Below are 24,678 nucleotides of genomic sequence, written 5' to 3'. Positions count from 1 at the left end.
TGTTTCCTATTTTATGACACTTTGTGTACTCTGCTTACTTTTTTTTCTCTGCTACCCCTACTTATTGAGCGGATACAGCAATAGCATAATTCACCTATTGCTTAACAAAACCATCCAACAATAGCAGCGTGCCGGAATAGGCTGCGGTTGGAGCAGAAATAAGAATTGATCGGAACCCCTGCCAATTGAACGCACAAATTATCGAATTACAGGAGTATGACCATTCTTAACTACAACGAAAGCACCTATCTGCAAGAAAATCCCGACGTGGCACAAGCCGTAGCTTCAGGCATTATTCCCAACGGCTTCGAGCATTGGGTAAAGTTTGGTTTTATTGAAAAAAGAACGCCACAAATTTCCTTCAACGAGCAATTTTATCTAGATGCTAACCCCCAGGTAGCAGCAGCAGTTGCCAACGGTAGTTTCTCAAGCGGATTTGAACATTATGCGCGGTTTGGAGCGGCTGAAGGTCGATCGCCCGTTGCCAGTACCACACCCACAGGATCTCAACTTCAAGAAATCTTAAAGCGCGGGTTTGTGCGGGTTGCAGTTAACGAGGATGCACTCGGATTTAGCAACCGAGAAGCCGACGGTTCATTTAGTGGGATTGGTATTGATTTTAGTCGCGCCCTTGCCACTGCTTTGTTTGGCAACCCGAATGCAGTAGAATTCGCAGTCGTCAAGGCCGGTGAAGACTTTAACAGCGTAGCCAGTGGCGCAGTGGATATCGCCGCCACTTTGCCCACTCAATCTGTGCTCCGCGATGCCAGTTTAGGAGTAGATTATTCGCCTACCGTTTTCTTCGACACTCAAGCGGTATTGGTGCGCGGTAATAGTGGAATTAGTTCTGTTAACCAGTTATCAGGAACAACCATCGGCGTATTAGCAGGAACGCGCTCTGGGCAAAATTTAATAGATGCCGCCCAACGTGCCGGAATCGCCCTCAACATCCAAACTTTCCCCTCACAAGATGCTCTGTTTGGCGCTTACGATGCGGGACAATTGGGGGCAGTTTCGATTAATCGCGGGGTGCTGAGCAATCGCATTCCCACCTTATCCAATCCGGGAAATCAAGTCATCTTGGATGAAGCCATTTCTAAAGAGCCTTTAGCACTCATCGTGCCGGAAAATCAGTCTGAATGGGCTGATGTGGTGCGCTGGGCGGTCAACGCTCCCATCCAAGCCGAATTCTTTGGCATCAACTCCCAGAATGTGAATGAATTTCTTGATGGAAATTCCGCCAGTAAGCGCTTCTTAGGCGTGGAAGGGAATTTAGGAGAATCTTTGGGACTCAAAAATGATTTTGCCTTGAAAGTTATCCAACAAATTGGTAATTACGAAGAGATTTACAATCGCAATTTCAATCCCGAAGTGCTGCCGCGCCAGCTCAATGAACTAATGTTTGTCGAGCCTGGGGGACTGCTTTATTATCCACCCTTTTCGGGGACTGACGAATTAAGTGTACCCTTGGTAAATAACGACAACCGCAACGTTTTACAGGAAGTTTTAGACCGGGGGTTCGTGCGCGTTGGGGTGAGAAATGATGCACCTGGACTGGGTTTTTCTGACCCCAACGGCAATTTAACCGGATTTGATGTCGATTTGGGTCGGGGACTAGCAGCTTCCCTATTTGGCGACCCCAACGCAGTGGAATTCGTGATTCAGAAAACGGGGGCTCAGCGCTTCAGCGATGTCGCCAATGGCATCGTTGATGTAACTAGCCGCAATGCCACCCTCAACCTCAAGCGGGATGCTTTGCTGGGGGTAGATTTTGCCCCCATTAATAATTACGATGCTCAATTTGTGGTAACACCAACTGCCAGCGGAATTACCTCTTTTGAACAGCTTGCAGGTCGCCGAATTGGCGTGACTGCAAATACCACTTCTGAGGCAACTCTGCGAGAAAAGTTGAGTGCTTCGGGCATTAATGCGGAAATCGTAGCCTTAGATAGCTTCCCGACCATATTTGATAGTTATATCAAGGGCGAATTGGATGCGATCACCGGCGATGGAAGTCTGATTATCTCTCGTCTTCTCACCTTACCCCCAGACCAGCGAGACCGGCATCAGCCGTTTCCGGAAGTCTTGGGAGAGGAGCCTTTAGCAATGGTGGTGGACGAGAATCAATCCCAGTGGAAGGATGTGGTTTCTGGAGTTACTTATTCTCTTTATGAAGCGTTAGAACTGGGTTTAACTTCTGAAAATGTGCGCCAGGAAATCAATAGCTCCGATCCAGTTGTCCGCCGCTTTTTGGGAGTGGAAGGAAATGTGGGTGAAAGTCTGGGTTTGTCGAATAATTTTGCTTTGAATGCGATTTCTGCAGTGGGGAACTATAGCGAATTGACCGATCGCAACTTCCCGGGTATTCCTGTTAGCCCTTTTCAAGTGCCTTATACCGAGGGCGGTGTCCTGTTCTCGGTTCCTTTTGCTTGATTTTGCTGAATCGGGGTGATTCATGAATCACCCTTACAACAATAAACCTTGAATATTGGCTAACGACATTGAATCCAATCTTTAGCCGCATAAATACTCAGATTGCACTCAGCTAGATGTTTGCGGGATTGGGGTGCAACGAAAAAAGCAACAGAGGAATGTTCCTTCACATCTATCTTTCACCACTTTTAAAATCATGTCAAATTCTCAATCCGTTATTGCAACAGACATTCGGTGTTGTCCAGAAGATATAGAGAAAGCATTTTGGCAGCTATGGCAGCAGAATCGAGATTATCTTTACCGTTGCTGTCTCAGGTGGATGGGGGGGAATCCTACTGATGCTGAAGAGGTGCTCAGTCGCGCCATGCTCAAAGCTTGGGATAAATTGGCAGATTATGCCGAAAAAATCACCAACCTCCGAGCTTGGCTGATTCGCTTAACCCATAATCTATGTATAGATGTACACCGAGAACGTCGCCGGAAAGCAATGCAGATGGAGGATATTGAAGAAGTAGCTGCTAAAGGAAGCTCAGCAGTTATTTCTGGTTTGAACTCTCCTGAAGAGGCGCTTCTACATCATGAGTTGGGACAGTACATTCGCCGCGCTATTGATACTCTTCCTTCTCGATTACGCAATCCGTTTATCCTGCGTTACTGCCACCAGATTGCCTATCAAGATATTGCCCAACAACTTGCTCTCTCGCTCAATAACGTTTACAAGCGCATCCAACAGGCACGAGGTATTCTGCAAAAGCGTTTGAGCAGGTATTTGTCAGGGTTGGATGATGCTTTGTCAGATTCCTCCGAGTCGTCTAAACAGGGGGGCGTTGCCTCGATCGGGGATGATTTTGCTGTAGGGGTATTGCCCCAGTGCCTACCCCGTCAAGATTCTGGGGCGATCGCGGGGGAATTGCCCCTACAATCCGCTGAAACGATCGCATCCGACTCGATCGCCCCGATGACTGAAAACATTGGCGAGACAATTAATTATCAGGTAACAGCAATATGTCTAGAAACCCTACACTCCGGGTGGTATCCCTCACTCAGTCCTCTGGGGTGGAGTTGAATGCTTACCTGGTTTTAGACGAAAAGCCAGCCCGAATTGACCAGAAGCTGAAAACATTAAGTGAGTACGTGCAGCAGTATCCTTCTGGATGGAAGAAACGGTTGGAATTGGCGAATCTGCTGTATGCAATGGGTCGTATTGAGCAGGCGGTTGAGGAGTATCGCCAAGTGATCGATCGGCAGCAACCATTGATTGGCGTGCGGTTGCAATTGGGGAAACTCTTGCAGCTTATGGGACGAGAGGTTGAGGCAGTAGCGGTTTATGAAAGTGCCTCGGCCAATGCACGCAATGAGGCGACTCGGCAGCATATCAACGGATCGATCGCACTCTGTAAAGGTGACACTCAGGCAGCGATACTGGCTTTTGAGTCGGCGGCTTCCCTAGAACCAGATAATGCGGCTCACTGGCTGGCGTTGGGGCAGGTGCAGATGGGGAGAGGGGATGCGGTTGCAGCTTTGCGAGCGTTCGATCGGGTTTTGTCACTGAACCCGGATGATGTTGTAGCGCTGATTGACAGCTACGACGCGAGTCAGGCGGTGGGGAATGTGCGCCAAGCGCAGCGGCGGTTGAGCAAAGTGCTAGAGGTGGCTCCGGGTGATTTCCGAGCGCTCAAACGACTGGCGGATACTCGTTGCCGGATGAGATTGGTATCGGGTGAGGAGGGGAAGCAGACTAAACAGATAATTGCTTCTGTGCTGCAACTGGCTCCTGATGCGGCGGATGCCCGCGAGTTGCTGGCATATTATCACGTTTTCCGGGGGGAGTCGGCTAACGGAGTTGGGGTGTTGGAACGGTTTACTGAGGAACACCCGAATCATCCGAGGGGTTGGTATTCCTATGGGCGGTGCTTGTTCCATACGGGGGAATATCAGAAAGCGGCTGAGGCGATGCTGAAAGCTTATCGTCTGTATCCCCAGGATTGTGAAATTTATCGGGCGTTGTGCGAGATTTTGCCTTTAACCTCTCCCCCAGTCCCTCTCGATCCCCCCCAGCCCACAGCAGGGCGGTTTCAGTCTCAGAAAAACCAAGATTTTGTAGGGGCGGTGCCCCCGTGCCCGCCCTGGCCCAGACAGCAGAAATTGGGCATTTCAGCGATCGGGGCAACCACGGGGGGTTTGCCCCTACAAGAGAATGAAACAGCCCTGGGGGATTTAGGGCGATCGAACTGTGAAGTAACCCTTGCATCAATAGTAGAGGAGATGCTCGATCGTTTTCCCGATCGCTGGAGTGTTTGGACGACGGCGGGGCGGGTGTTGGTGGAAAGTTTTCAGGAAATCGATCGGGGGTGTAGTCTCTCTGCGAAGGGGACGCAACTTGAACCGCAGTTACCTGATGCTTGGTTTGGTCACGGGCGGGTGTTGGCGCTGGCGGGGAAACACCGGGAAGCGGTGGAGGCTTTGGCGCAAGGATGGCAGTTGTTACCGGAAGATGGGGGTTATCTGCAATCGGTGTCTGCTGCGGTGTGGCTGGGGGAGAGTTATGGAGTGTTGGGGGATGAGGTGGTGAGTCGGAAATGGTTGGAAAAGGCTTGTCAGTTCCGGGAATTGATGGAGTTTGACCCGGCGATGGCTGGTTACTGGCAAGGAAGAGCGTTGTTGGGCTTGGGGGATGTGACGGAGGCAGTGGAGGTGTATCGAAGTGCGCTGAGTCGGCGGTTGCTCTACCCTTTTCGCGAGGAGGTTGAGGAGGCTGTGAAACGGTTGAAAGGTAAGAGGCGAAAGGGCGATCGGGCTAAAGCGTAGATCCTTGACTTCTTAGAGAAGTCGGGGATCTGAACCTCTGAGAGTGCATTAAGTTAGGAAAAAACAGCCTCTAACTCGAAAAATTCAGAAATTGACCTCTGGATTCGTCTTATAGGTGTAGAGACGGAAGAGAAACATAAAATTTCGTCTCGAAAAACCCAAGTAAACCTAATAAAAAAGGATGCCTATCATGTACCGAATTCGCTAAATTTTTAATGTCAATATTTAATTAGCAAATTTACATTTGTAAGCTAATTAAATGTAATTCAAACTTAATGTAGGGTGGGCACTGCTGTCAGCGACTACCCTACATTTTTTGTTGCCAACCTCAACTCAATGACAAAATTTTGTGCGATGGGCGGTTCTCGTTCTGAGGGTGGGTTTCATAGGGTGCATTGAGTTAGGAAAAAACTGCCTCTAACTCGAAAAATTCAGAAATTGCGTACCGAAATCGTCAAATAGATGTCAAAGCATTAAAGAGGATGATGAAATGGCTAAGATTTCTTTGAGCAGACTGAAATGCATTAAAGTGTCTAGTGGCGGTGGTGCTGATGATGTATATGCAAAATTTTTTATTGATGGGCGGGAGGCTGGACGATGGCCAATTTCTGGTGATTATGATATGCGCGTCGGAGATGTAGCATTCATAAACATGGCATTTAGTTTTAATAAAGATTTGAAGGTCGAGCTGTGGGAATATGACAGCACCTCGGCTGATGACTACATGGGGGCTCACATATTTAGTGCAACGGGTTCAGGTTCGGGAACGATAAAGCTGACCGATCCAAAAGAAGGGAACCTCTATGAATTGAGTTATGAGTACCTGGCAACCAAGATCAAGGTCGTCAGGCCCCATTCAGCGAAGTGTGTAGCCATGTCAGGCAGTGTAAATTCTGGGCTTGTTCAGCAGGCTGCAGGTTTGTCAAGCGCCGTTGCTACTGCTGCAGCTAAAGTCCTGGATAACGTTCCCTACCCTAAAGCTCAACTGGTTGCACAAGCTCTGAACGCAGGTGCAGCAGTTTTGGAAAAGATTCCAGGCTTGGTAGAGGCAATTGCAGCAGCAGGAAATTACCCAGATCAGCTCTACATGACTTTTACTAATCAACCGGGGGTTGAAAAGCGGTTTTGGCCTCAACCCGGTAAATACTATGAAATTTATGCTGGTCAAATTGTACGGTTTGATGAATTGCGTTATCCTCTCACTCAGCCTCTAGATATCAGCCTTTGGGAATACGATTATGGTTCCGGGGACGATCAACTCGGGAGTTTCGCAATTGAGAAGGAGACCGCGCCAGGAAGTTATGTAGTAACAGTCACCAGTGCGAGTGAAGCTTCTATCTACTTAGTCGCATACACCGTGGCAGAAGAAGAGTGGTAGTTAGATGGAACAAGTAAAGTTCCAATCCCAAATCGGATAAATACGCCCTAAAAAGTAGTAGATATTCGGTGAACAAACAAGTAAACCCACAACTAGAATGGAAGTAATAATTATGAAGACTTGTCGTTTGTTCTAAGTAAAGCACTTGATCGGCAGTCACTTATCGCTGCTCAAGACTAAGGCTAAACCGAGTGGTAAGTTTCCACTCGATTTAGTAAGTAGGGTGGGCAATGCCAGCCCTGTCAAGGTGGTGAATTTGAGCAGGAGAAAAAGGAGAAAACCGCTATTTCACGTTCCGATTTTTCAGACTGCAAGCAAAGAAAATTGCCTGGGGGAGCTTGGGCGCGCGTTGCATCAAGATGCTGAAACGTCGGTCAACCGGTGCGTACCGGTGGGCTACAAACTCAACCGGTACGCAGTGCACAACCTACAAACTACGAAATTTCAAGCGTTTGAGGGGCTTTTTGATCACCTTGACAGGACTGGCATTGCCCACCCTACCTATAGAGAAGCTATCCCAATGAAAACTGCCAAATTCACAGTCTAAATTTTTGCCAACAGGATTCACATCAACCATGCAGCAACTTATTTGGTTTATAAGAACAATAAGTAAATATCTCGGCTCCTACCGATGGCAATTTATTTTAATGTTTGGCTGCCTGATTTTCGATGCAGCCTTTGATTCTGTACTAAGAGTTAGTTTGAAATTTATTGTTGATGCAGCAATTATTCCTCAAAACTATAAACTTTTAGTTTTAATCATATCCCTGTTTGGCGTAGGCGCGATTCTCTACACTGTCATTGGTTTACTGGGCAACTTTTTAGGAGCGCGTTTGGGCATTGTCATCATCAACAATATTCGGCGCTCCCTATTCGAGCATCTCCAAAATCTGTCAATGGAGTTTTTTGGGCGACGTTCAGCCGGAGATATTGTCAAATGTCTGATTTCCGACGTACAGCAAGTAGAGAATGGTTTAATTACGATGGGGCTAACCGTCGTTGTTTTAGAAATTAGCAGCATCCTATTTACTACTATTTTCATGTTCTCACTTAACTGGCAGTTAGCTACTCTAACTTGCATTGGTTTAACCATCTGTATCATTGCCCCGGCCCCCATTGCTCAGATGGCTACTTCTCAAGGCTATCATGTGCTACAAAAGGAAGGAGAAATTGCCAACATTGTTGAAGAAAATATTCTCTCCCAATCTGTTGTAAAACTATTTGGGATGGAACGCCGAGCTACCCAGGATTTTGCCGCTGATTTGAATGACTTGCAACGGGTTTATGTTAGGGCAACTTTTTTGTCCTACTTGGTGCAAAAAGTCCCCATGATTCTTTTTGTCATAACCCAGCTTGTGATTTTGAGTATCGGTGCAGTGATGACCTACCGCAATTACATTTCTGTAGGAACTCTAGTTTCCTATCAGGTTTTGTTGTTGGGCTTAAATCTGAATATTATTGGCTTTACGGGTTCGCTTCCAATTGTCATTGATGGAGTAGCCGCTCTACAACGCATCAATGATATTCTGTCAGAAACGCCTGCGGTTCGGGACACCTCAGATGCGGTTGCATTGCCGCATCTTGCCCAAGATATTTGCTTCGATCGTGTCAGCTTTAACTACTCTGCCGAAAGAATGGGGGTGAAAAATCTCTCGCTGAAGATTCGCCGGGGTGAGTATGTCATGTTTGTCGGGCAGAGTGGCGCAGGAAAAAGTACGATTGTTAACTTACTAACGCGCTTTTACGACCCCGATCGAGGACGCATTTTGTTAGATAAAATCGATTTGCGTCATGCAACAGTACGCTCCCTCCGTTCTCAAATTGGACTGGTTTCTCAGGAGGTAATTCTGTTTAACACAACTGTGCGGGAAAATATCCGCATGGGGGATTTAGAAGCCAGTGACGCACAGGTAGAAGCCGGCGCCAAAGCCGCTGAAATTCACGATTTTATTCTGACATTACCCCAAGGTTATGACACTCCTGTCGGTGACAGAGGCGGACAATTATCGGGGGGACAACGGCAAAGAATCGCCCTTGCTAGAGCCTTAGTCAGAAATCCCGCTATTTTGATTTTAGATGAAGCGACATCCGCCCTTGACTTAGTAACAGAAGCGGGTATCCTCGCCACCATCGATCGCATTGCCAAAAAATGTACTGTGATTATGATTACCCACCGCATCACCCATGCCTTGCGTGCTAATCAGATTTTTGTGTTAGAAAACGGCAGCATTGTTGCATCGGGTAGCCATACCGATTTGCTGGAACAAGAAGGACTCTATGCCACACTTTGGCAACAGAGTCATCACTCTCATAACGACTTGACAATGCTTGCCCATTCTTAATCACAAACTTGACCTGTACTGAATATCTTGGAGTTGAAAATAATGACTAACACAAATGAATCTAAATGGCTCATCCCCTCTTCTAGTCGCCTTGCCTCAAAATCTCTTGAAGAAGAGAAAGCGATGTGGGATGAAAACCACAAAGATTATGCTGGCAAGGCTTTCAGCCTGACACAAGACCCTGACCTTTGCAAAGCCCTGATCCGTCCTTACAATCAATCTTCCTGCTTTGATATTCCCAATTCTCCAGAGATCCAAGTTCTGATTCCTAGCTGTGGCTCCGAAATTCATCTTCAGAAGGCATTACTAGAGTTTTGTCCGCAAATTGGCAAAATTTACTGCACAGATTTTTCCCAAACCGGAATTGAAAAAGCACGGGAAAATTGGCAAAAAGCAGATGGAGATTCCCGGCTTAACAGCCAACAATTAGTTTTTGAGAAAGTTGATTCTACCAAAATAATAGAAGAAAGACCCGATTGGAAAGAAAAATTTGATTATGTCCTAGCGGTTGCTGCCGTTGTCTCCAGTGAGGATGAAATCAATCGCCAGATAATACACGAATTTTCTAAAGTTCTCAAACCAGGTGGTAAGCTCTACGGCTTTTTTCCTACCATCTTTTGTCCTTTGGAAATTGCCCATTTAAGTAAACCCCACGCTTATTGGGTAACAGAAGGGCTAGTCAATGTACCGCACAACACGCTTCACGGGCGGGAGTGGCATTATTCACAGATACATTATACGCCCTTGCGCTTGAATCGCATCTTTAAAGAAGTGGGTTTTAAACGGCTAAATTTTGAGATTTATTTTTTGGATTCGGAAATTTTAGCTAACGTTTTGAAAGAGGATATCGAGCATGACGATCCCGATATCTATCTCTGGGATCTTCTCGTCCGGTATGAGAAATAGGCTCTCGGTTGAGGATTTTCGCAAGGCACTTACCTTAAGTTGACCCAATGAACACGGTGCGTTGTTCCTACTGAAAAAAACCCGCCGACAATACTGTCAGCGGCGGGTTGTGGTTGAGGTTAAACTCTAGAATATTGAAATTAATATCAATTCCGTTAGCATCGGAATGATATAAACAGAGGACACGGCAGTGCCGTTTCCCTACAATTGATCGTGGTAGGGAAACGGCACTGCCGTGTCCTCTATATCATTCCGGTGCAGCCGGAATTGATATAACAGAGGTGATGAGTACGATCGCGCGCTTGAAAAGAAATGTATCGAAATAGAAACGCGATCGCAACTTTATTTTTTCTACCCTCCGATAACTCCCCACCTCCAGATTAATTCCCAACTACGCTTTAACTATCAGAGTAATGTTGTCAAGTCCCACGACGCGAACCACATCACCGGGTTTCAAAGTTATTTTTCGATCGCACTTAGCGGGCCACCAACTGCTTTGGAAGCGGACGAGACCGCATTTATTAGGCCGAATTTCTTCTTCTACAATCGCTTTTTCCAAATAGCTGACAGTCATCATTTTTTGCTCCTAGTTGCAATTTTTGCGTAACTTTTATATCTGATAAACTGATAGTTCGCGTCCCTAACCCATTGATTTATAACGACGCTGCAACGATCAAAGTAATATTTTCAATTCCGACTACGCGAACTACGTCACCAGGCTCAAAAGTCAGGTCTCGATCGCACTTCGCCGGCCACCAACTGTTTTGGAAACGAACGCGACCGCACTCATTAGGTCGAATTTCTTCATCCACGATCGCTTTTTGGGAATTGTCAAAAGTCATGATTGCTTGCTCCCGATTGTAGATTTGCCTTAACTTTCAGAATTGATGACAAACGACGCTGCAACGATCAAAGTAATATTTTCAATCCCCACGACGCGAACCACCTCACCGGGTTCAAAAGTCATGTCTCGATCGCACTTCGCCGGCCACCAACTGTTTTGGAAACGAACGCGGCCGGGCTCGTTAGGTCGAATTTCTTCATCGACGATCGCTGTTTCAACATCGTTAATAGACATAGCTGCTTGCTCCCAAATATAAACTCGACTCGATCGGTGTGTAAGTTAGAAGCTTGTCCGTCAACTTCCCCTCCACACTCAACAGTATCCCCCGCCAACCTCGGCCGTGTCAGTCGGTAAAAGTCTATACAAGTCCACTGTTTGAGCGTGTAAGCGAGTCGGAAAAAGTCTGTTAAAGTTGTGTCAGATGGGTAACGCTAAACCTGGTGACTAAATGGAAGCCGATCGTGCACTGGATTTTACTAATTCGTTACTTGTGGCTCGAAACCTGAAAACTCTCGACAACCTTGACAGCGCGATCTTTCGCGAAGCATGGATGGGAGTGCAAGGCAGGACGTACCAACAGGTTGCAGATAGTGAAGGGTATGGAGTAGGGACTGTTAAGGATGCTGCCTCTAATTTGTGGAAGCGACTTTCAGCCTTGTTTGGAGAAGGAGAAAAAGTCAAAAGAGACAACCTTCAGGCCGTAGTAGAGCGATTTTGGCGCAGCTACTCGAAATTAGAACCGCAGTCGGGACAGATTGTTGCGGCGACAGGATCTCTGGGCCCTGATTCGGAGTTGGACATCGAAAACCCCAACTTTTTGGGCAGGGAAGTGGCAATCGCCGATCTCAATACTCTTGTCAATCAAGGTGCAAAAGTCATTGTCATCCAGAGTGCCGGCGGTATGGGCAAAACGACTTTGGGCAGACAGTATCTCAAATCTCAAGGGTTCGATCGGGTAATTGAACTGTTGATGGCAAAAGAGACAGAAAACATCACGGCTTTGGAAAGCGCGATCGAAGAATGGCTCAAGCAAGACTTTCAGGAAGAACCAGGGCCCGACTTTGGCGTCACCCTGGGGCGGCTGAAGCGGCAGCTTCAGACTCACAAAGTCGGCGTATTGATTGACAATTTGGAAGCCGCACTCGACGGACAAGGTAAGTTTATTGAACCGCACCGGCTTTACGTCGAACTGTTGCGAGTTTTGGCTGACGCGGAGGTGCAGTCGGTAACGCTGATTACCAGTCGCGATCGGCTGTGCGATTCTGATGTCACCGTCGAACACTACCTGCTTCCAGGATTGGAAGTTGAAGTTTGGCGGCAGTTTTTTAGCGCTCGCAACATCAATATAGATGATGTCGCCCTCAAGGAAATGCACAAAGTTTACGGCGGCAATGCTAAAGCAATGGGCATTATTTGCGGCACGATTCGAGAAGATTTTGACGGAGATATGGCGGCCTACTGGCTGGAAAACAGCGAAGATCCGCTCCTTGAAACTGACTTAAAAAATTTAGTTACCAGTCAGTTTAACCGCCTGCAAGAACTCGATGCCGAAGCCTATCAACTCCTCTGCCGCTTGGGCTGTTACCGCTATCAAGACGTGCCGACAGTCCCGACTGACGGACTTTTGTGTTTGCTGTGGGACGTGCCCGAAGCCGGACGCCGACAAATCATTAAATCGCTGTTGCACCGATCGCTAGTTGAGTCTCAGAAGGGCGAATACTGGCTGCATCCAGCCATTCGGGAAGAAGCGGTCGATCGGCTCTCGCCCGGAGACTGGGAAACTGCAAACCGCAAAGCAGCCGAGTTCTGGAGCGAGAGTGTTGAAAATATTGAGACTGTAGAAGATGCGCTGAAAGCTTTTGAAGCTTACTATCATTATGTGGCAATTAGCTGTTTCGAGCAGGCCGCGAGCGTCATCCTCAAAAAAATCAATATCCAGTTTGCCAAAGATTACAAGCTCGGTCGAGCACTCTACACATTAGGTTTCTTGCAGCCAATAATTTCAGCAACTACTCGCATCGTCAACAATGTGACTTCTGATTATTATTTGAGCGGTCTTTACAGTATTTTAGGCGTTTGTTACCGGATATTAGGGGAACTCAATCAAGCCATAGAATGCCACCAAATATCGGAAATAAAAGCAACTAAATCTTTGCAAATTATAGCGAAAAGCAGCGAGCCGGAAAACGGCAAACAAGCTAATCTGGAATTCTGGAAACTTAACGCTGCAATTAATATAGGTTTTTGCCAAATAGAACTGCGGGAATTAGAAGCAGCTATGGAGATATTTGTCAAGCTGAAAAATTCGCGGGATGAAATCGGGATTAACAGCTATTCGATCGATGTTGGCTTAGCTTTCCTCAACTCCTGTGTCGGAGACAAAAAAGAGGCGGAGGAACTCGCAGAAAAACTTTATGCCGATCGGGAAAACAGTCAGTTGGTGGGTACGGGATACAAGTTAGTGTTTCTCGCCGCCACCTACAAAAATCTGGGAGACACAGAGAAAGCTTTGAGCTTGTACCGCCAAGCGATCGCCCAGGCAGACCAAAACCAGTACAGCACCATCAAAGCCAAAGCTCTCAGCGGTACAGCCGCGCTGTACCGAGAACGCGGGGAATTTGACCGAGCCATGCAGCACCATGCAGAAGCAATCGAAATACTCGATCGAGCCAGCGCTAAATTAGACCGAGCCGAAGCTTGCTATCAACTAGCACTGACAGAACAAAAACTTGGTAACATCGAGAAAACCCAAGAAAATTTTGACCGCGCCATTCAACTATTCAGCGAAATGGACGCCAGCAAACAAGTAGAAAAAGTACAGTTGTCCGCCACAAAAAAGACAGAAAAAATACCTAATTAATCGAGCAACAAATCAGAAAATAGATACAATAAACGAAAGAACAACCATAAATTTTGTAGACATGAAACTAAAACGATTGGGACACGTAGCCGTCTGCGTGCAAGACATCGAGAAATCTGCTGAATTCTACCGCGACTTGGGTATGGAGTTAGTCTGGAAAGATGCAGACTGGGCTTATTTGAAAGCAGGAGAGGACGGACTGGCGCTGATGAGTCCAACTTACGACCAAGCAGGGCCGCATTTTGGGTTTGTATTTGACGATCGCGCCGAAATGGAATCCGCCCACGAACAACTCAAAGCCGATGGTGTTTCCGTCACCCACATTCACGAACACCGCGACGGTACTGCATCTTTTTACGGCAGAGACCCCGACGGTAACGGTTTTGAGTACCTTTACGAACCAGCCTGACGATTCTGGGGCTTGCGGATCGATCGATCGGGCTATTTCGTTCCAAATCCGGGTAAGGTGCAACCCGATCACCCTACGTCGAGATTGGTGCTTAGGTTGCAACCTACAGATTAGTGCGCCCGCGCGCCCTAGCCCGTTGCTGACGGCCCGGAACCTCCTTACAACTCGCCGAATAAAGTGACATACTGACACCGACGCTCCTAGAGTAAGGTGCAGGCTCTGAATCCGAACTATATCCACAACTTCCGAAAATCAGCTCGATAATCTAAAATCTAAAATCTAAAATCTAAAATCCTCATGTTGCAGAGAATACAAGTCAGAAACCGCTGGAAATCAATCTTCAAACCCTGGGAAGAAGCAGACCCTTGGCTGTTCGCCGCTTGCATCGCCCTCACCATCTTCGGGGGAATCATGATCCGCAGCGTCGAAATCAACCAGGGGCTGATCGACTGGTGGCGACACTGGGTAACTGGGGCAATCGGTTTGTTCCTCGCCATCATCATTTCCCGCTGCCGCTACCAAATACTGCTTGAGTGGAAATGGCCGATTTACATATTAATCAATTTGTCGCTGATCGCAGTGCGTTTTATCGGTACTACAGGGCTAGGTGCCCAGCGGTGGATCAACATCGGCGGATTCTACCTGCAACCGTCAGAATTTGCCAAAGTAGGCATGATTGTCACTTTAGCAGCTCTCCTGCACGACAAGACTGTTCCCACGGTGGGTAATATGTTGAAGATGCTGGCGATTATGGCTGTACCCTGGGGATTGATATTTGCTGAACCAAATTTAGGTACTTCCTTGGTGTTCGGCGCGATCACAATGGGGATGTTTTACTGGGGTAATGTCAATCCCGGCTGGCTAATATTGCTATTCTCTCCTCTCATCTCAGTTCTCTTCAATAACCTGTCTACACCGATTTGGATAGCCTGGGTAGTTGTTGCGGGTATTATCGCTTGGCGAACCCTGCCTTGGCCCTGGTTGGGGACTTTCGGTGCTGTGTTGGTGAACGTTGTTTCTGGACACCTCGGACATATTTTTTGGAATGTGCTCAAAGATTATCAAAAAATGCGTCTGACAGGGTTTTTAAACCCCGAGAAAGATCCTTTAGGCAGCGGATATCACTTGATTCAATCTCGGATTGCTATTGGGGCCGGGGAACTGAAGGGCCGGGGTTTGTTTCAGGGAACGCAAACTCAGCTTAACTTTATTCCCGAACAGCATACGGACTTTATCTTTTCAGCTATTGGCGAAGAATTGGGTTTTATTGGCTGTATTAGCGTGTTGTTGGTGTTCTGGATAATTTGTTTCCGGTTGGTGACGATCGCTCAAACTGCTAACGATAATTTTGGTTCTTTGCTGGCGATCGGCGTACTCTCAATGTTGATTTTTCAGGTGTTTGTAAATATTGGCATGAACATTGGCTTGGCTCCGGTTACGGGCATTCCGCTGCCTTTCCTAAGTTACGGGAATGCGTCGCTGCTGAGTAATTTTCTCGGCCTGGGGCTGGTGGAGGCGGTGGCAAGCCAGCGACAGCGCAAGAAGCGTTGGAATTAGATCATTGATAATTGGTAATGAGTTCCGGGAATGCGATCGCGCTTTTGATTTCTTTCGAGAGATTCTGCGGGCGATCGCATTTTTTTTCGATCGACCTAGGCGCATCTAAATTTTACGCTTCCTGAGCGGAGCCTTGATGAATGTCAAGTTTGATAAAATTATTGTGGGGTGCGCGCGAGAACCCGCCCAAAAATAAAATTTAGAGGCCAAACAGCTTAAGTAGATCAACTTAATTAAACCACTCCTGACGCAAACAATAAATGGTTTTATGCGCTATGAGTAAGCCACTCTGTGTGCAGTGGGCGCCCTACTGATGACGTTATCAATACCTGAAACCATTGCTATTATTACATTTTTTGTTCTTCCTTCTTCCTTCTTCCTTCGCCTCTGATTATTCGTTCATATTCTTGTACGTAGCAACAGCCGAAGGCGAACTCCGGTTTAAATAACGGAATATCCAATACTTAAATACCGTATCCAAGATAACTGGAAAAGTCGCAATGAACAAAAATATAAACTGCCTATTTTCTGGTATTCCCAAATGCCTCGATAAACCTTCGAGAATTATTTCCCAACCGTGAGGCGAGTGAAATCCGACAAACACATCGGTAAACAAAATAATTACGAAAGCCTTAGCACTGTCGCTGAGACCGTAAACCACATCGTCCATGAAAGACTTTAAAATCTCAATCTCTTTCTTATTAGTGACGATAATCGCGGCAAAGGCCATGCAGGAAATCAAATCGGCAAAAATATTTTTAATAGCTCCACCACTTTCAGAGCGGTATTCTTCCGCTAGCTCAACTGCTTTCTCGGCAATCTTATTTTCTCTTTCCTCTGAAGAAAGCGACGGAGCCGTGCCAATTAACATTTCAAATTTGAGGTGCTGCTCAAATCTATCCAGTTCTTCGAACGCTTCTTCTTCCAGGTCAATATTTATGAAAACTGGGGCATTTTCTTGACCTCTAAAATGGTCAACTACCGGTCCGATTAGAAAGTTTTTGGAAATTTGATTCGTCAACAGCGGAACTAAAATCAAAAGCAAAATAAATCTCAGAGAAATAATCGTTTTTACTTTGGAATTGCGAAAATTCTTGACTACTTCTTTTTCAGCTCCAGGGTCTAAATCTTTAGTGATTCGATTCAAAGTTCCCAAAAGTGATCGCGGCAATAAATTCACTTCTTCATAGTTAGTGTCAACCTCACCATCGTGAATTTTAACAGAATTAGCGGAACCTTTATTTTGGTCAGGTGGAGAGCTGCTATTTTTTGTAGATTGTGCCTGCACATTTACTGAACTGACAACCGGAACAATTGCCGTTGATCTACTATTATTAATATACTTGTCGATGACTCCATCAATAAACTCTAGCTTCTCAAATATAAGGGAGGCTCTATCTTTATTGTTGAGATGTAATCCGTGCTGGTGAGGCTCAGCGCTGTGCCCAGTTTTTGGTTTAGCCCCCACTCGCTCCGGCAGTTCCAAAAAAGAACGGCTAGCATTAAACTCAACCATTCGGGTTTGGATGACCTTGAGGTATTTTTCCAGTTCTGATTTAAAGTAAGACAGTGTGCTTTGTCCGTAATCTCCCGATCGCTCAGAGATTCCTTGACCGCCAAAATGCTCGTCTTCCATCGCCTTAATTGCTAACGCAGCATCGTAGGCCTGTTCTAGAGCCCTCTCAGGGGTTTCTCGATACCATTGGTGAAGGCTGTAGAGATATTTTACAATCCTGTTCCAGGGAGAAGTATTCATAGCTAAAGCTGGTTAGTTGGCTGTAGACATTAGTGATTAAAGTATTCACGGTATGGTAACAAATTTACATAAATTGAGAACTGCCACCGAAGATTCAATTTGGATTGTCGGATCTGCCCGCAGTGGCAAAACCACTCGTTTAGTCGAGCAGTTCTGCATTTGGAGCAAAACAGTCAAGCCCCTGTCCACAACAGTTTCAAGGCGATCGAGTTCCGGGCGGCGGCGGGCGGGACAAACTGCCCCAGCAATTTTAGTCTTAGCAGCTAATGGAGACAATCGGCTGGAATTAGCCGATCGCATCGCCGTCGCTACCGAAGGAAAATATACCTTTCACTCCACAACGCCCTTCGGTTTTTTTGAGCAGGAGGTATTGTTATTTTGGCCCCTGCTAGTTCAGTCGCTGGATTTGAGGGCTCAATTTCCCCTGCGGCTGCAACCTGAAACAGAACTGGAACTTGCCACGAGACTCTGGCGTCGCGAACTAGACGAAGGCATTTTGCAACAAACAGGGGTAAGTCCAACTCGAATGGTGCGTCGAACTCTAGACTTATTACAACTGGCTGCTGTCAGCGGTACGCCGAGAAAAGAGATTCCCAGCATTCTGGAACAGGGATTTGCTCTCTCAGGCAGCTCGATCAAGTGGACTAGCATGGGAGAGTTGTTGGAAAGGTGGCGGGAATGGTGCTTGACGCGGGGGCTCCTGACTTACGGGATTGTTTGCGAACTCTACTGGCGCTATTTGTTGCCGGATGTCAGTTACCAGCAGCATTTGGCCTCTAGATACCAAGCTGTGATCGCAGACGATGTTGACGATTATCCGGCGATAAGTCGCCATTTGTTCGATCGAATGCTCGACCAAGGTGCAGCGGGGGCGTTCTCCTACAATCGGGATGGAGGAGTGCGTTTGGGCTTGGGGGCTGACACTGAATACCTAGCCCGACTCGAAGACCGCTGTCAAAGCGTGGTAAATTTGGACGAAAAAGCCGGTTTAGCCCCAGAGATTGGAGATTTAGCGGTAAGTTTAGCAGTTAATACTGAGGGCTTTTATCCTTTAGGCTTGAGTTTGCCCGGATCAGTTCGATCGCTCCAAACCACTTCCCGGGCTCAACTGCTGCGAGAAACAGCCGAAATCATCGTGGATACGGTGAAGTCACAAGCCGTGGAACCGCAGGAAATCGCCGTAATTGCTCCTGGGATGGATGCGATCGCCCGTTACAGTTTAACGGAAATTCTGGCGCGACATAATATTGCCGCCGTATCCCTCAACGATCAGCGTCCCCTCTCGACTACCCCAGAGATTCGAGCTTTACTCACTTTGTTAGCCTTAGTTTATCCGGGACTCGGCCGTTTAGTCGATCGAGACGGCGCCGCCGAAATGCTGGTAGTGTTGGGCAGCCAGAAACACCGTTCATTGGAAACAGAAGATTCCAACTCGACGTTCAATCTAAAATCTCAAATTCAAAATCAAAAATCGATCGACCAAGTGAGAGCAGGTTTAATCGCCGATCACTGTTTTTGTCCAGATCTCGATCAACCTCAATTGCTGCCAATTACAGCCTTTCCCCGGTGGGACAGACTGGGACACCGAGCAGCCAGGGCCTACGAGCACATTGTCGAGTGGATCGAACAACAGCGGTCGCAACAGCAGGAGCGGCTGTTGCCGAGTCCAATTGCGCTGCTCGATCGAGCCATCCAGAAATTTCTCATGAACGACAGATACCTCCCCTACGATCGGCTAGCAGCCCTGCGCGAGTTAATGGAAACCGCCACCCACTACTGGGAAATCAACGGGCGAATGCAGCGCGTAGAACCAACAAACGGCGGCGACTCAGAAACCATCGCCCGGTTCATCCAGTTGTTGCGCCAAGGAACCGTCACCGCCAACCCCTTTCCAGTCAGTCCAGAAGGCCCAGCAGCCAGAGCCGTCACCCTCGCCAACATCTTCCAGTACCGCAGCAGTCGCCGCGCCCACAAATGGCACTTTTGGCTGGACGCCGGCTCGCCCCTGTGGCTGAGTGGCGGTGCGGCGACATTGTTTGGTGCTCCCTTATTTTTGCGATCGCAACAGGGGCGTCCCTGGGAAACCGAAGAGGAAACAGCGGCCGACCAACAGCGACTGCGGCGAATTCTGCTAGATTTGTTAAGTCGCTGTTCCCTGCTTTACCTTTGCCACAGCGAACTATCCGTCAGTGGACAAGAACAAACCGGCCCGCTTCTGCCCCTAATTAACAGCTCTGTTTCTTGTCAGCAGTCAGCATAAGGCATTCGCTTCTGGAGGCAAGAGGCACATCTGTATTCAGCATTCGACATTCGGAAAGAAAAAATTATGACGGCGAAGATTTTTATTTTTTCTGATTCTGGATAAATACACCGGGCTGACTCCAAGCCCGACTTCTAGGTTCTCTCGAAATGGCGCGATATTAAAGTATACCCAACATAGGCAGCAAAACGTGCAATCATTAATATTTTGAGATCAAAAGATGCCCGGCTTAAAAAATATTCATAGCCGTTGCAGTTTTGATTTAGTATGCTAGAAATGATGGGATTATTAATCAATTTTAAGCCAGATTTGTGGCAACAAACTGATACTAATCAGTTCTTAAAGTTAATCGGGATCGTCGTTTAAAGGAGCCAAAATAATGCCAAGTGCAGTGCCAGTAGTAATTATACCAACACCAACACCCGAACCAACACCCGAACCAACGCCAACACCCGAACCGACACCAACACCCGAACCGACACCAACACCCGAACCAACTCCAACACCCACTCCAACGCCAACACCCTCCGGTGACGACACATTTGGTGGCATAGACGACACATTGGGCGGAGGCCAAGGTACGTCGCCCGCAATCATCGGCGGCGTAGTCCGCGGCACCGAAACCAACGACTCCTTAGTTGGCAGTCCCGGCCCCGACGTGATTTCCGGGCTGCAAGGCAACGACAACCTGCAATCCGCCGACGGCGACGATTTAGTATTTGGCAACGACGATGATGATGTGTTGTTCGGCGCGCCCGGCAACGACGTTCTCGATGGCGGTTCAGGACTCGATACCCTGTACGGAGGTAAAGACAACGACTCCCTCGACGGGGGAAATAACCCCGACCTGTTGTATGGCAATGACGGCAACGACACGGTAATCGGAGGCGAAGGCAGAGACACGGCTTACGGCGGCAAAGGCAGCGACAGCTTGCGTGGAGGCTCTGGCGACGATAGCTTTTTGGGCGATCGAGGCGACGACATCCTGTGGGGCGACGAAGGTAACGACTCGCTCTTCGGCGGCGATGGCGAAGACTTGGTATTTGGCAACGAAGGAGGCGACTGGCTCTACGGCAACGCCGGCGGGGATACATTTTTTTCCGGCGACGGCGACGACATCGTATTCGGCGGCGACGGCGACGACATTGTGGACGCCGGTGCTGGCAACGACGTTATTTGGGGCGAAGCAGGCAAAGACGTAGTGGCAGGAGGCGAAGGCAGAGATGTCTTCGTCATCGGTGCCTTCAGTTCCCCCAGTGGCAGCAGCAGCGACGGCACTAACCCGGCATTTCTCACCACAGGCGGCCCCGACATCGCCGATGCCGACATTTTCACAGACTTTCGCCAAGGCGAAGATGCGATCGGCTTGAGTGGCGACCTCAAGTTTGAAGATTTGGTAATCTTCCAAAGCACCGACAACAAAGCCGGCAGCACGATTATTCGCAACGGCGTCAGCGGCGACTTTTTAGCAGTATTGCCCGGAGTGGACAGCAGAACCCTAGGGCGAAGCTCATTTGTAATTGCCCCCACAGTTCCCGGCAGCGCAACTCCGCTTCCCCTACCGACGCCGACAGCAAGTCCGACGCCGACGCCGACAGCAAGTCCGACACCAACGCCGACAGCCAGCCCGACACCAACGCCGACAGACAGTCCGACGCCGACACCGACCCCGACACCGACGCCAGACGAGCCGGTGCCGACGTTCCCGACACCGAATTTCCCGACGCCGACAGGAAGTCCGACGCCGACAGGAAGTCCGACGCCGACAGGAAGTCCGACGCCCATCTTTAACCAACCTCCAAGAGCAGTTAACGACAACTTCACCACGGTTGCGGGTCAAGAACTCAGTTTCAACGTTCTGTTGAACGACACTGACCCGGAACAAAGCGCTCTGACTGTCACGACTTTTGCTCCTGCAAGCAAAGGGAGCCTGGTTCCCGTGGGCGGCGGCGTATTCAAATACACCCCGAATCCGGGCTTCTCGGGTACTGACAGCTTCAGCTACTCGATCGCAGACGGCAGCGGCGGTACAAGTAAGGCGGTAGTAACCATCAACGTCAGTAGCCCGCCGCAGCTAGTAATTAACGACGGTGTGGTGGTTGCCAAAAGTAATCCTACCCAGACGATTACTGCCGCCGAGTTGTTAGTCACAGATCCCGACAACACCCCTTTGGAAATCGTTTACACGATTACCAAAGCCCCCGACGCTACCAGAGGTTTTGTCCAAAGGGGCACCACCTTTCTCAACGTCGGTGGCAAATTCACGCAAGACGATATCAACAACAACATCGTCAAATACAACTTGCTGGCGACAGGTGGCAGCGACACTTTCACGTTTACAGCCTCCGACGGATCTGCAACTCTCGGGCCGGCATCCTTCAGCATCACGGTGGTAGATAATATTGTCGATCGCAGCGCACTCCCGGCCAGCAGCTTTACAGGCAGCAACCTCAGCGACTTCATCCTCGGCGGGCCCGGCGACGATACCCTCTCTGGGGGCGACGGCAACGACATCATCGATGGCAGTGGCGGCAACGACATCGAATTCGGTGAAGCAGGCAACGACTCAGTGGTGGGTGCGATCGGCAACGACACCGTTGACGGCGGACTGGGCAACGACACCGTTGACGGCGGAGATGGCATAGACTCGCTGATCGGCGGACTGGGCAACGACCTGATGTTCGGCGGCAATGACAATGACAACCTCTTGGGCGGTGACAACAACGACACCATTGACGGCGGAACAGGCAATGACTCGATATTGGGAGAATCCGGCGACGACTCGATACTTGGAGGAATAGGCACCGACACCTTATTGGGCGGAATTGGCGACGACTCCCTCGACGGCGGTGCAGGCGACGACATCCTCGACGGTGGACTGGGCAGAAACTTGCTCGACGGCGGTATAAATAACGATTCCATCTTGGGCGCCGACAGCGATGACACGATTTTGGGTGGAGAAGGCAACGACACCGGACTCGGAGGTTCCGGCAATGACTACGTGTTGGGCGAGGCCGGCAGCGACTCGCTCGACGGCCAAGCGGGCGATGACACTCTCGACGGCGGTGCCGGCAGCGACTGTCTCAGCGGTGCCTTCGGCAATGACTTGGTATTGGGCGGTGATGACAACGACTCGCTTTCCGGCGGTGCAGGCAATGACATTTTGGGTGGCGGTGCCGGTTCTGACTTGCTCACGGGCGATGCTGGCAATGATTTCTTCTACTACGAAACTCCCAGCGAAGGCGTGGACGTGATTGCTGACTTTAACGCTAACGGCAGCGAGACCGACAGATTTTTGTTCAGGTCGTCCAATTTCGCAGGTTTAACCAACTCAGGAACTACTCTCGATTTCACCAGTTTTATCGTCAGGAATATCGGGTCTAGCGGCGACAACATTAGCAAGCAATCAGTCATTTTGTTTGAAAATAAGTTCGACAACGCTCAAGCAGTAAATGCAGTGTTGAAAAATCAAAACGGTTCGAGCCAAACGGGAGCTTTCTTCGTGTACCTGAACAATACTTTTAACAAGTATGTTCTAGGGTTTGACCCGAATATGGCAGATGACAGTCTCCCAGCTTTCGATTTGGCAGTGTTGAATTCTATTCCTACAGTGCCGGGAGCCCTCAGCACCGTCATTACTGCATCTGACTTTAAGTTTATTTAGTAGTTTTTGAGTAGCGTCGCAAGGAGTCGGAACAATGGCAAGTGCAGTACCACTAATTTTTCTCGAAGGGCGGCTACCCGATGAGAACGAGGATAGTTTGGATAGCGGCACGGTGCCGCAGCCTACGCCGTCGTCGGGAACGGAGCCGATGATGACGGGGACTTCGACAACAATGACGGGGACTTCGACAACAATGACGGGGACTTCGACAACGATGACGGGGACTTCGACAACGATGACGGGGACTTCGACAACGATGACGGGGACTTCGACAACAATGACGGGGACTTCGACAACGATGACGGGGACTTCGACAACAATGACGGGGACGGGCCCGGACATTTCGATCACCCCGGTGCCGCGGCCACCTGTGACAGTTCCTACGCCTCCCCCAGAACCACTTTTTGTCGATGGCTTAGTTGTCGCCAATGACGGCAGTAACTATTTAATCGGCAGCTTGTTCAATGACACGATTTCCGGGGGTGGCGGCGACGACACGCTTCTGAGTCGGGACGGAGACGATCTACTCAGGGGCGAAGACGGTAACGATTCTCTCAACGGTGGCGCTGGTAAAGATATCGTTGAGGGCGGGCGTGGCAATGACACGGCGCGGGGCGGCAAAGGCGATGACTTGGTGTCTGGCGACGAGGGCGGTGACGTAGCTTTTGGCGACCAGGGCAACGATCTTGTCTTGGGTGCTGAAGGCAACGACTCGCTGTACGGCGGTAAAGGCAATGACTGTCTGCGCGGTGGTGGCGAGGACGACCTGATTTTTGGCGACAAGGGCAGTGACACTGTTTTTGGCGACACGGGTAACGACTGCCTGATCGGCGGCGCTGGCAATGATATTTTGTTGGGCGCCGAGGGCGGGGATGTCATCACCGGCGGTGTTGGTAACGATACTGGTGACGGCGGCGAGGGTGATGACCTGCTCTTCGGGGGCGACGGCAATGATTCTTTGTCTGGAGATGCTGGGGATGATATTCTTTCGGGCGATCGCGGGTCTGATACTCTGACAGGAGGCGACGGATCGGATATCTTTGTTCTCGGTAGGGTGGGCACGTCGCCTGGTGGCAACGGGTTTCTGACTACTGGCGGCCGCGAAATCGGCGATGCTGATGTAATTAGAGATTTTAATGCGGGAGATTCGATCGGTCTGGCTGGAGGTTTAAACTTTACAGAGTTAGAAATTTTCCAGGGCCAAGGCTCGAATTCTAGCAACACGATTATTAGGGACAGGCAAACTGGGGAATTTTTGGCGGTGTTGATTGATGTTCGATCGAACTCGCTAGATGAATCTCGGTTCACTACAGCTCAAATACCCCGCGTAGACGACAATCCCTTCACCATTGAGGGAACAAGTCCTTCTCCGACTCCAGCAACTGGAACAAGTCCTTCTCCGACTCCAGCAACTGGAACAAGTCCTTCTCCGACTCCAGCAACTGGAACAAGTCCTTCTCC

15 protein-coding genes and 1 pseudogene are annotated in these 24,678 nt (G+C 48.9%); 12 read left to right on the top strand and 4 right to left on the bottom strand.

What is annotated here, in order from left to right:
- The first annotated feature begins 216 nt into the window (after nt 1-216).
- The 6 genes from QUA44_RS15265 to QUA44_RS15240 all read left to right on the top strand — a co-directional run bounded on the left by QUA44_RS15265 (nt 217) and on the right by QUA44_RS15240 (nt 9,867).
- Nucleotides 217-2,433: a transporter substrate-binding domain-containing protein gene (locus tag QUA44_RS15265; protein WP_333252195.1), complete on the top strand. Its 2,217-nt coding sequence runs from the start codon at nt 217-219 to the stop codon at nt 2,431-2,433.
- 196 nt (nt 2,434-2,629) lie between these two features.
- Entirely contained in the window at nt 2,630-3,499 is an 870-nt protein-coding gene (locus QUA44_RS15260; RefSeq protein ID WP_333252194.1) for a sigma-70 family RNA polymerase sigma factor, read from the top strand.
- Nucleotides 3,439-5,241: a tetratricopeptide repeat protein gene (locus QUA44_RS15255; protein ID WP_333252193.1), complete on the top strand. Its 1,803-nt coding sequence runs from the start codon at nt 3,439-3,441 to the stop codon at nt 5,239-5,241. The genes QUA44_RS15260 and QUA44_RS15255 overlap by 61 nt, the downstream gene beginning before the upstream one ends.
- A 490-nt stretch (nt 5,242-5,731) precedes the next feature.
- Nucleotides 5,732-6,619, top strand: a complete 888-nt coding sequence (locus QUA44_RS15250) for a hypothetical protein (RefSeq protein WP_333252192.1) — start codon at nt 5,732-5,734, stop codon at nt 6,617-6,619.
- 647 nt (nt 6,620-7,266) lie between these two features.
- A complete protein-coding gene (locus QUA44_RS15245) occupies nt 7,267-8,961 on the top strand; it encodes an ABC transporter ATP-binding protein (protein WP_333309765.1) in 1,695 nt (564 codons plus the stop codon).
- Nucleotides 8,962-9,003: 42 nt separating this feature from the next.
- On the top strand, nt 9,004-9,867 hold the full coding sequence (locus QUA44_RS15240) for a class I SAM-dependent methyltransferase (protein WP_333252190.1): 864 nt from the start codon (nt 9,004-9,006) through the stop codon (nt 9,865-9,867).
- 391 nt (nt 9,868-10,258) lie between these two features.
- Here QUA44_RS15240 and QUA44_RS15235 read toward each other — a convergent pair whose 3' ends face one another.
- From QUA44_RS15235 to QUA44_RS15225, 3 genes are all read right to left on the bottom strand, one after another.
- Nucleotides 10,259-10,444 carry an NfeD family protein gene (locus QUA44_RS15235; RefSeq protein ID WP_332982109.1) on the bottom strand — a complete coding sequence of 62 codons (186 nt, stop codon included), beginning with the start codon at nt 10,442-10,444 and terminating at the stop codon, nt 10,259-10,261.
- 76 nt (nt 10,445-10,520) lie between these two features.
- Nucleotides 10,521-10,709, bottom strand: coding sequence for an NfeD family protein (locus QUA44_RS15230; protein WP_333252189.1), 189 nt, complete (start codon nt 10,707-10,709; stop codon nt 10,521-10,523).
- Nucleotides 10,710-10,738: 29 nt separating this feature from the next.
- Entirely contained in the window at nt 10,739-10,945 is a 207-nt protein-coding gene (locus tag QUA44_RS15225) for an NfeD family protein (protein ID WP_333252188.1), read from the bottom strand.
- A 214-nt stretch (nt 10,946-11,159) separates the two neighbouring features.
- Here QUA44_RS15225 and QUA44_RS15220 point away from each other — a divergent pair, with 214 nt between their 5' ends.
- From QUA44_RS15220 to rodA, 3 genes are all read left to right on the top strand, one after another.
- Entirely contained in the window at nt 11,160-13,571 is a 2,412-nt protein-coding gene (locus QUA44_RS15220) for a tetratricopeptide repeat protein (RefSeq protein ID WP_333252187.1), read from the top strand.
- A gap of 61 nt (nt 13,572-13,632) precedes the next feature.
- Nucleotides 13,633-13,980: a VOC family protein gene (locus QUA44_RS15215; protein ID WP_333252186.1), complete on the top strand. Its 348-nt coding sequence runs from the start codon at nt 13,633-13,635 to the stop codon at nt 13,978-13,980.
- A 297-nt stretch (nt 13,981-14,277) separates the two neighbouring features.
- Nucleotides 14,278-15,537, top strand: coding sequence for a rod shape-determining protein RodA (gene rodA / locus QUA44_RS15210; protein ID WP_333252185.1), 1,260 nt, complete (start codon nt 14,278-14,280; stop codon nt 15,535-15,537).
- Nucleotides 15,538-15,928: 391 nt separating this feature from the next.
- Here rodA and QUA44_RS15205 read toward each other — a convergent pair whose 3' ends face one another.
- The gene (locus tag QUA44_RS15205) at nt 15,929-17,293 is read right to left on the bottom strand and encodes a proton extrusion protein PcxA (protein ID WP_333252184.1); all 1,365 of its coding nucleotides are present in this window, start codon (nt 17,291-17,293) and stop codon (nt 15,929-15,931) included.
- A 52-nt stretch (nt 17,294-17,345) separates the two neighbouring features.
- On the opposite strand from QUA44_RS15205, the gene QUA44_RS15200 reads away from it, so the two are divergent.
- The 3 genes and pseudogenes from QUA44_RS15200 to QUA44_RS15190 form a co-directional block, all read left to right on the top strand.
- The gene (locus QUA44_RS15200; protein ID WP_333252183.1) at nt 17,346-19,553 is read left to right on the top strand and encodes a recombinase family protein; all 2,208 of its coding nucleotides are present in this window, start codon (nt 17,346-17,348) and stop codon (nt 19,551-19,553) included.
- Nucleotides 19,554-19,932: 379 nt separating this feature from the next.
- Nucleotides 19,933-23,217, top strand: coding sequence for an Ig-like domain-containing protein (locus tag QUA44_RS15195; RefSeq protein WP_333252182.1), 3,285 nt, complete (start codon nt 19,933-19,935; stop codon nt 23,215-23,217).
- A 34-nt stretch (nt 23,218-23,251) separates the two neighbouring features.
- Nucleotides 23,252-24,678, top strand: a pseudogene (locus QUA44_RS15190) (calcium-binding protein); the annotation flags it as partial.

The organism is Microcoleus sp. N9_A2, from assembly GCF_036701775.1.
Taxonomy (GTDB): domain Bacteria; phylum Cyanobacteriota; class Cyanobacteriia; order Cyanobacteriales; family Microcoleaceae; genus Microcoleus.
Note: the sequence above shows the minus strand (reverse complement) of the source record. Positions and strands in the feature narration are given on the sequence as shown.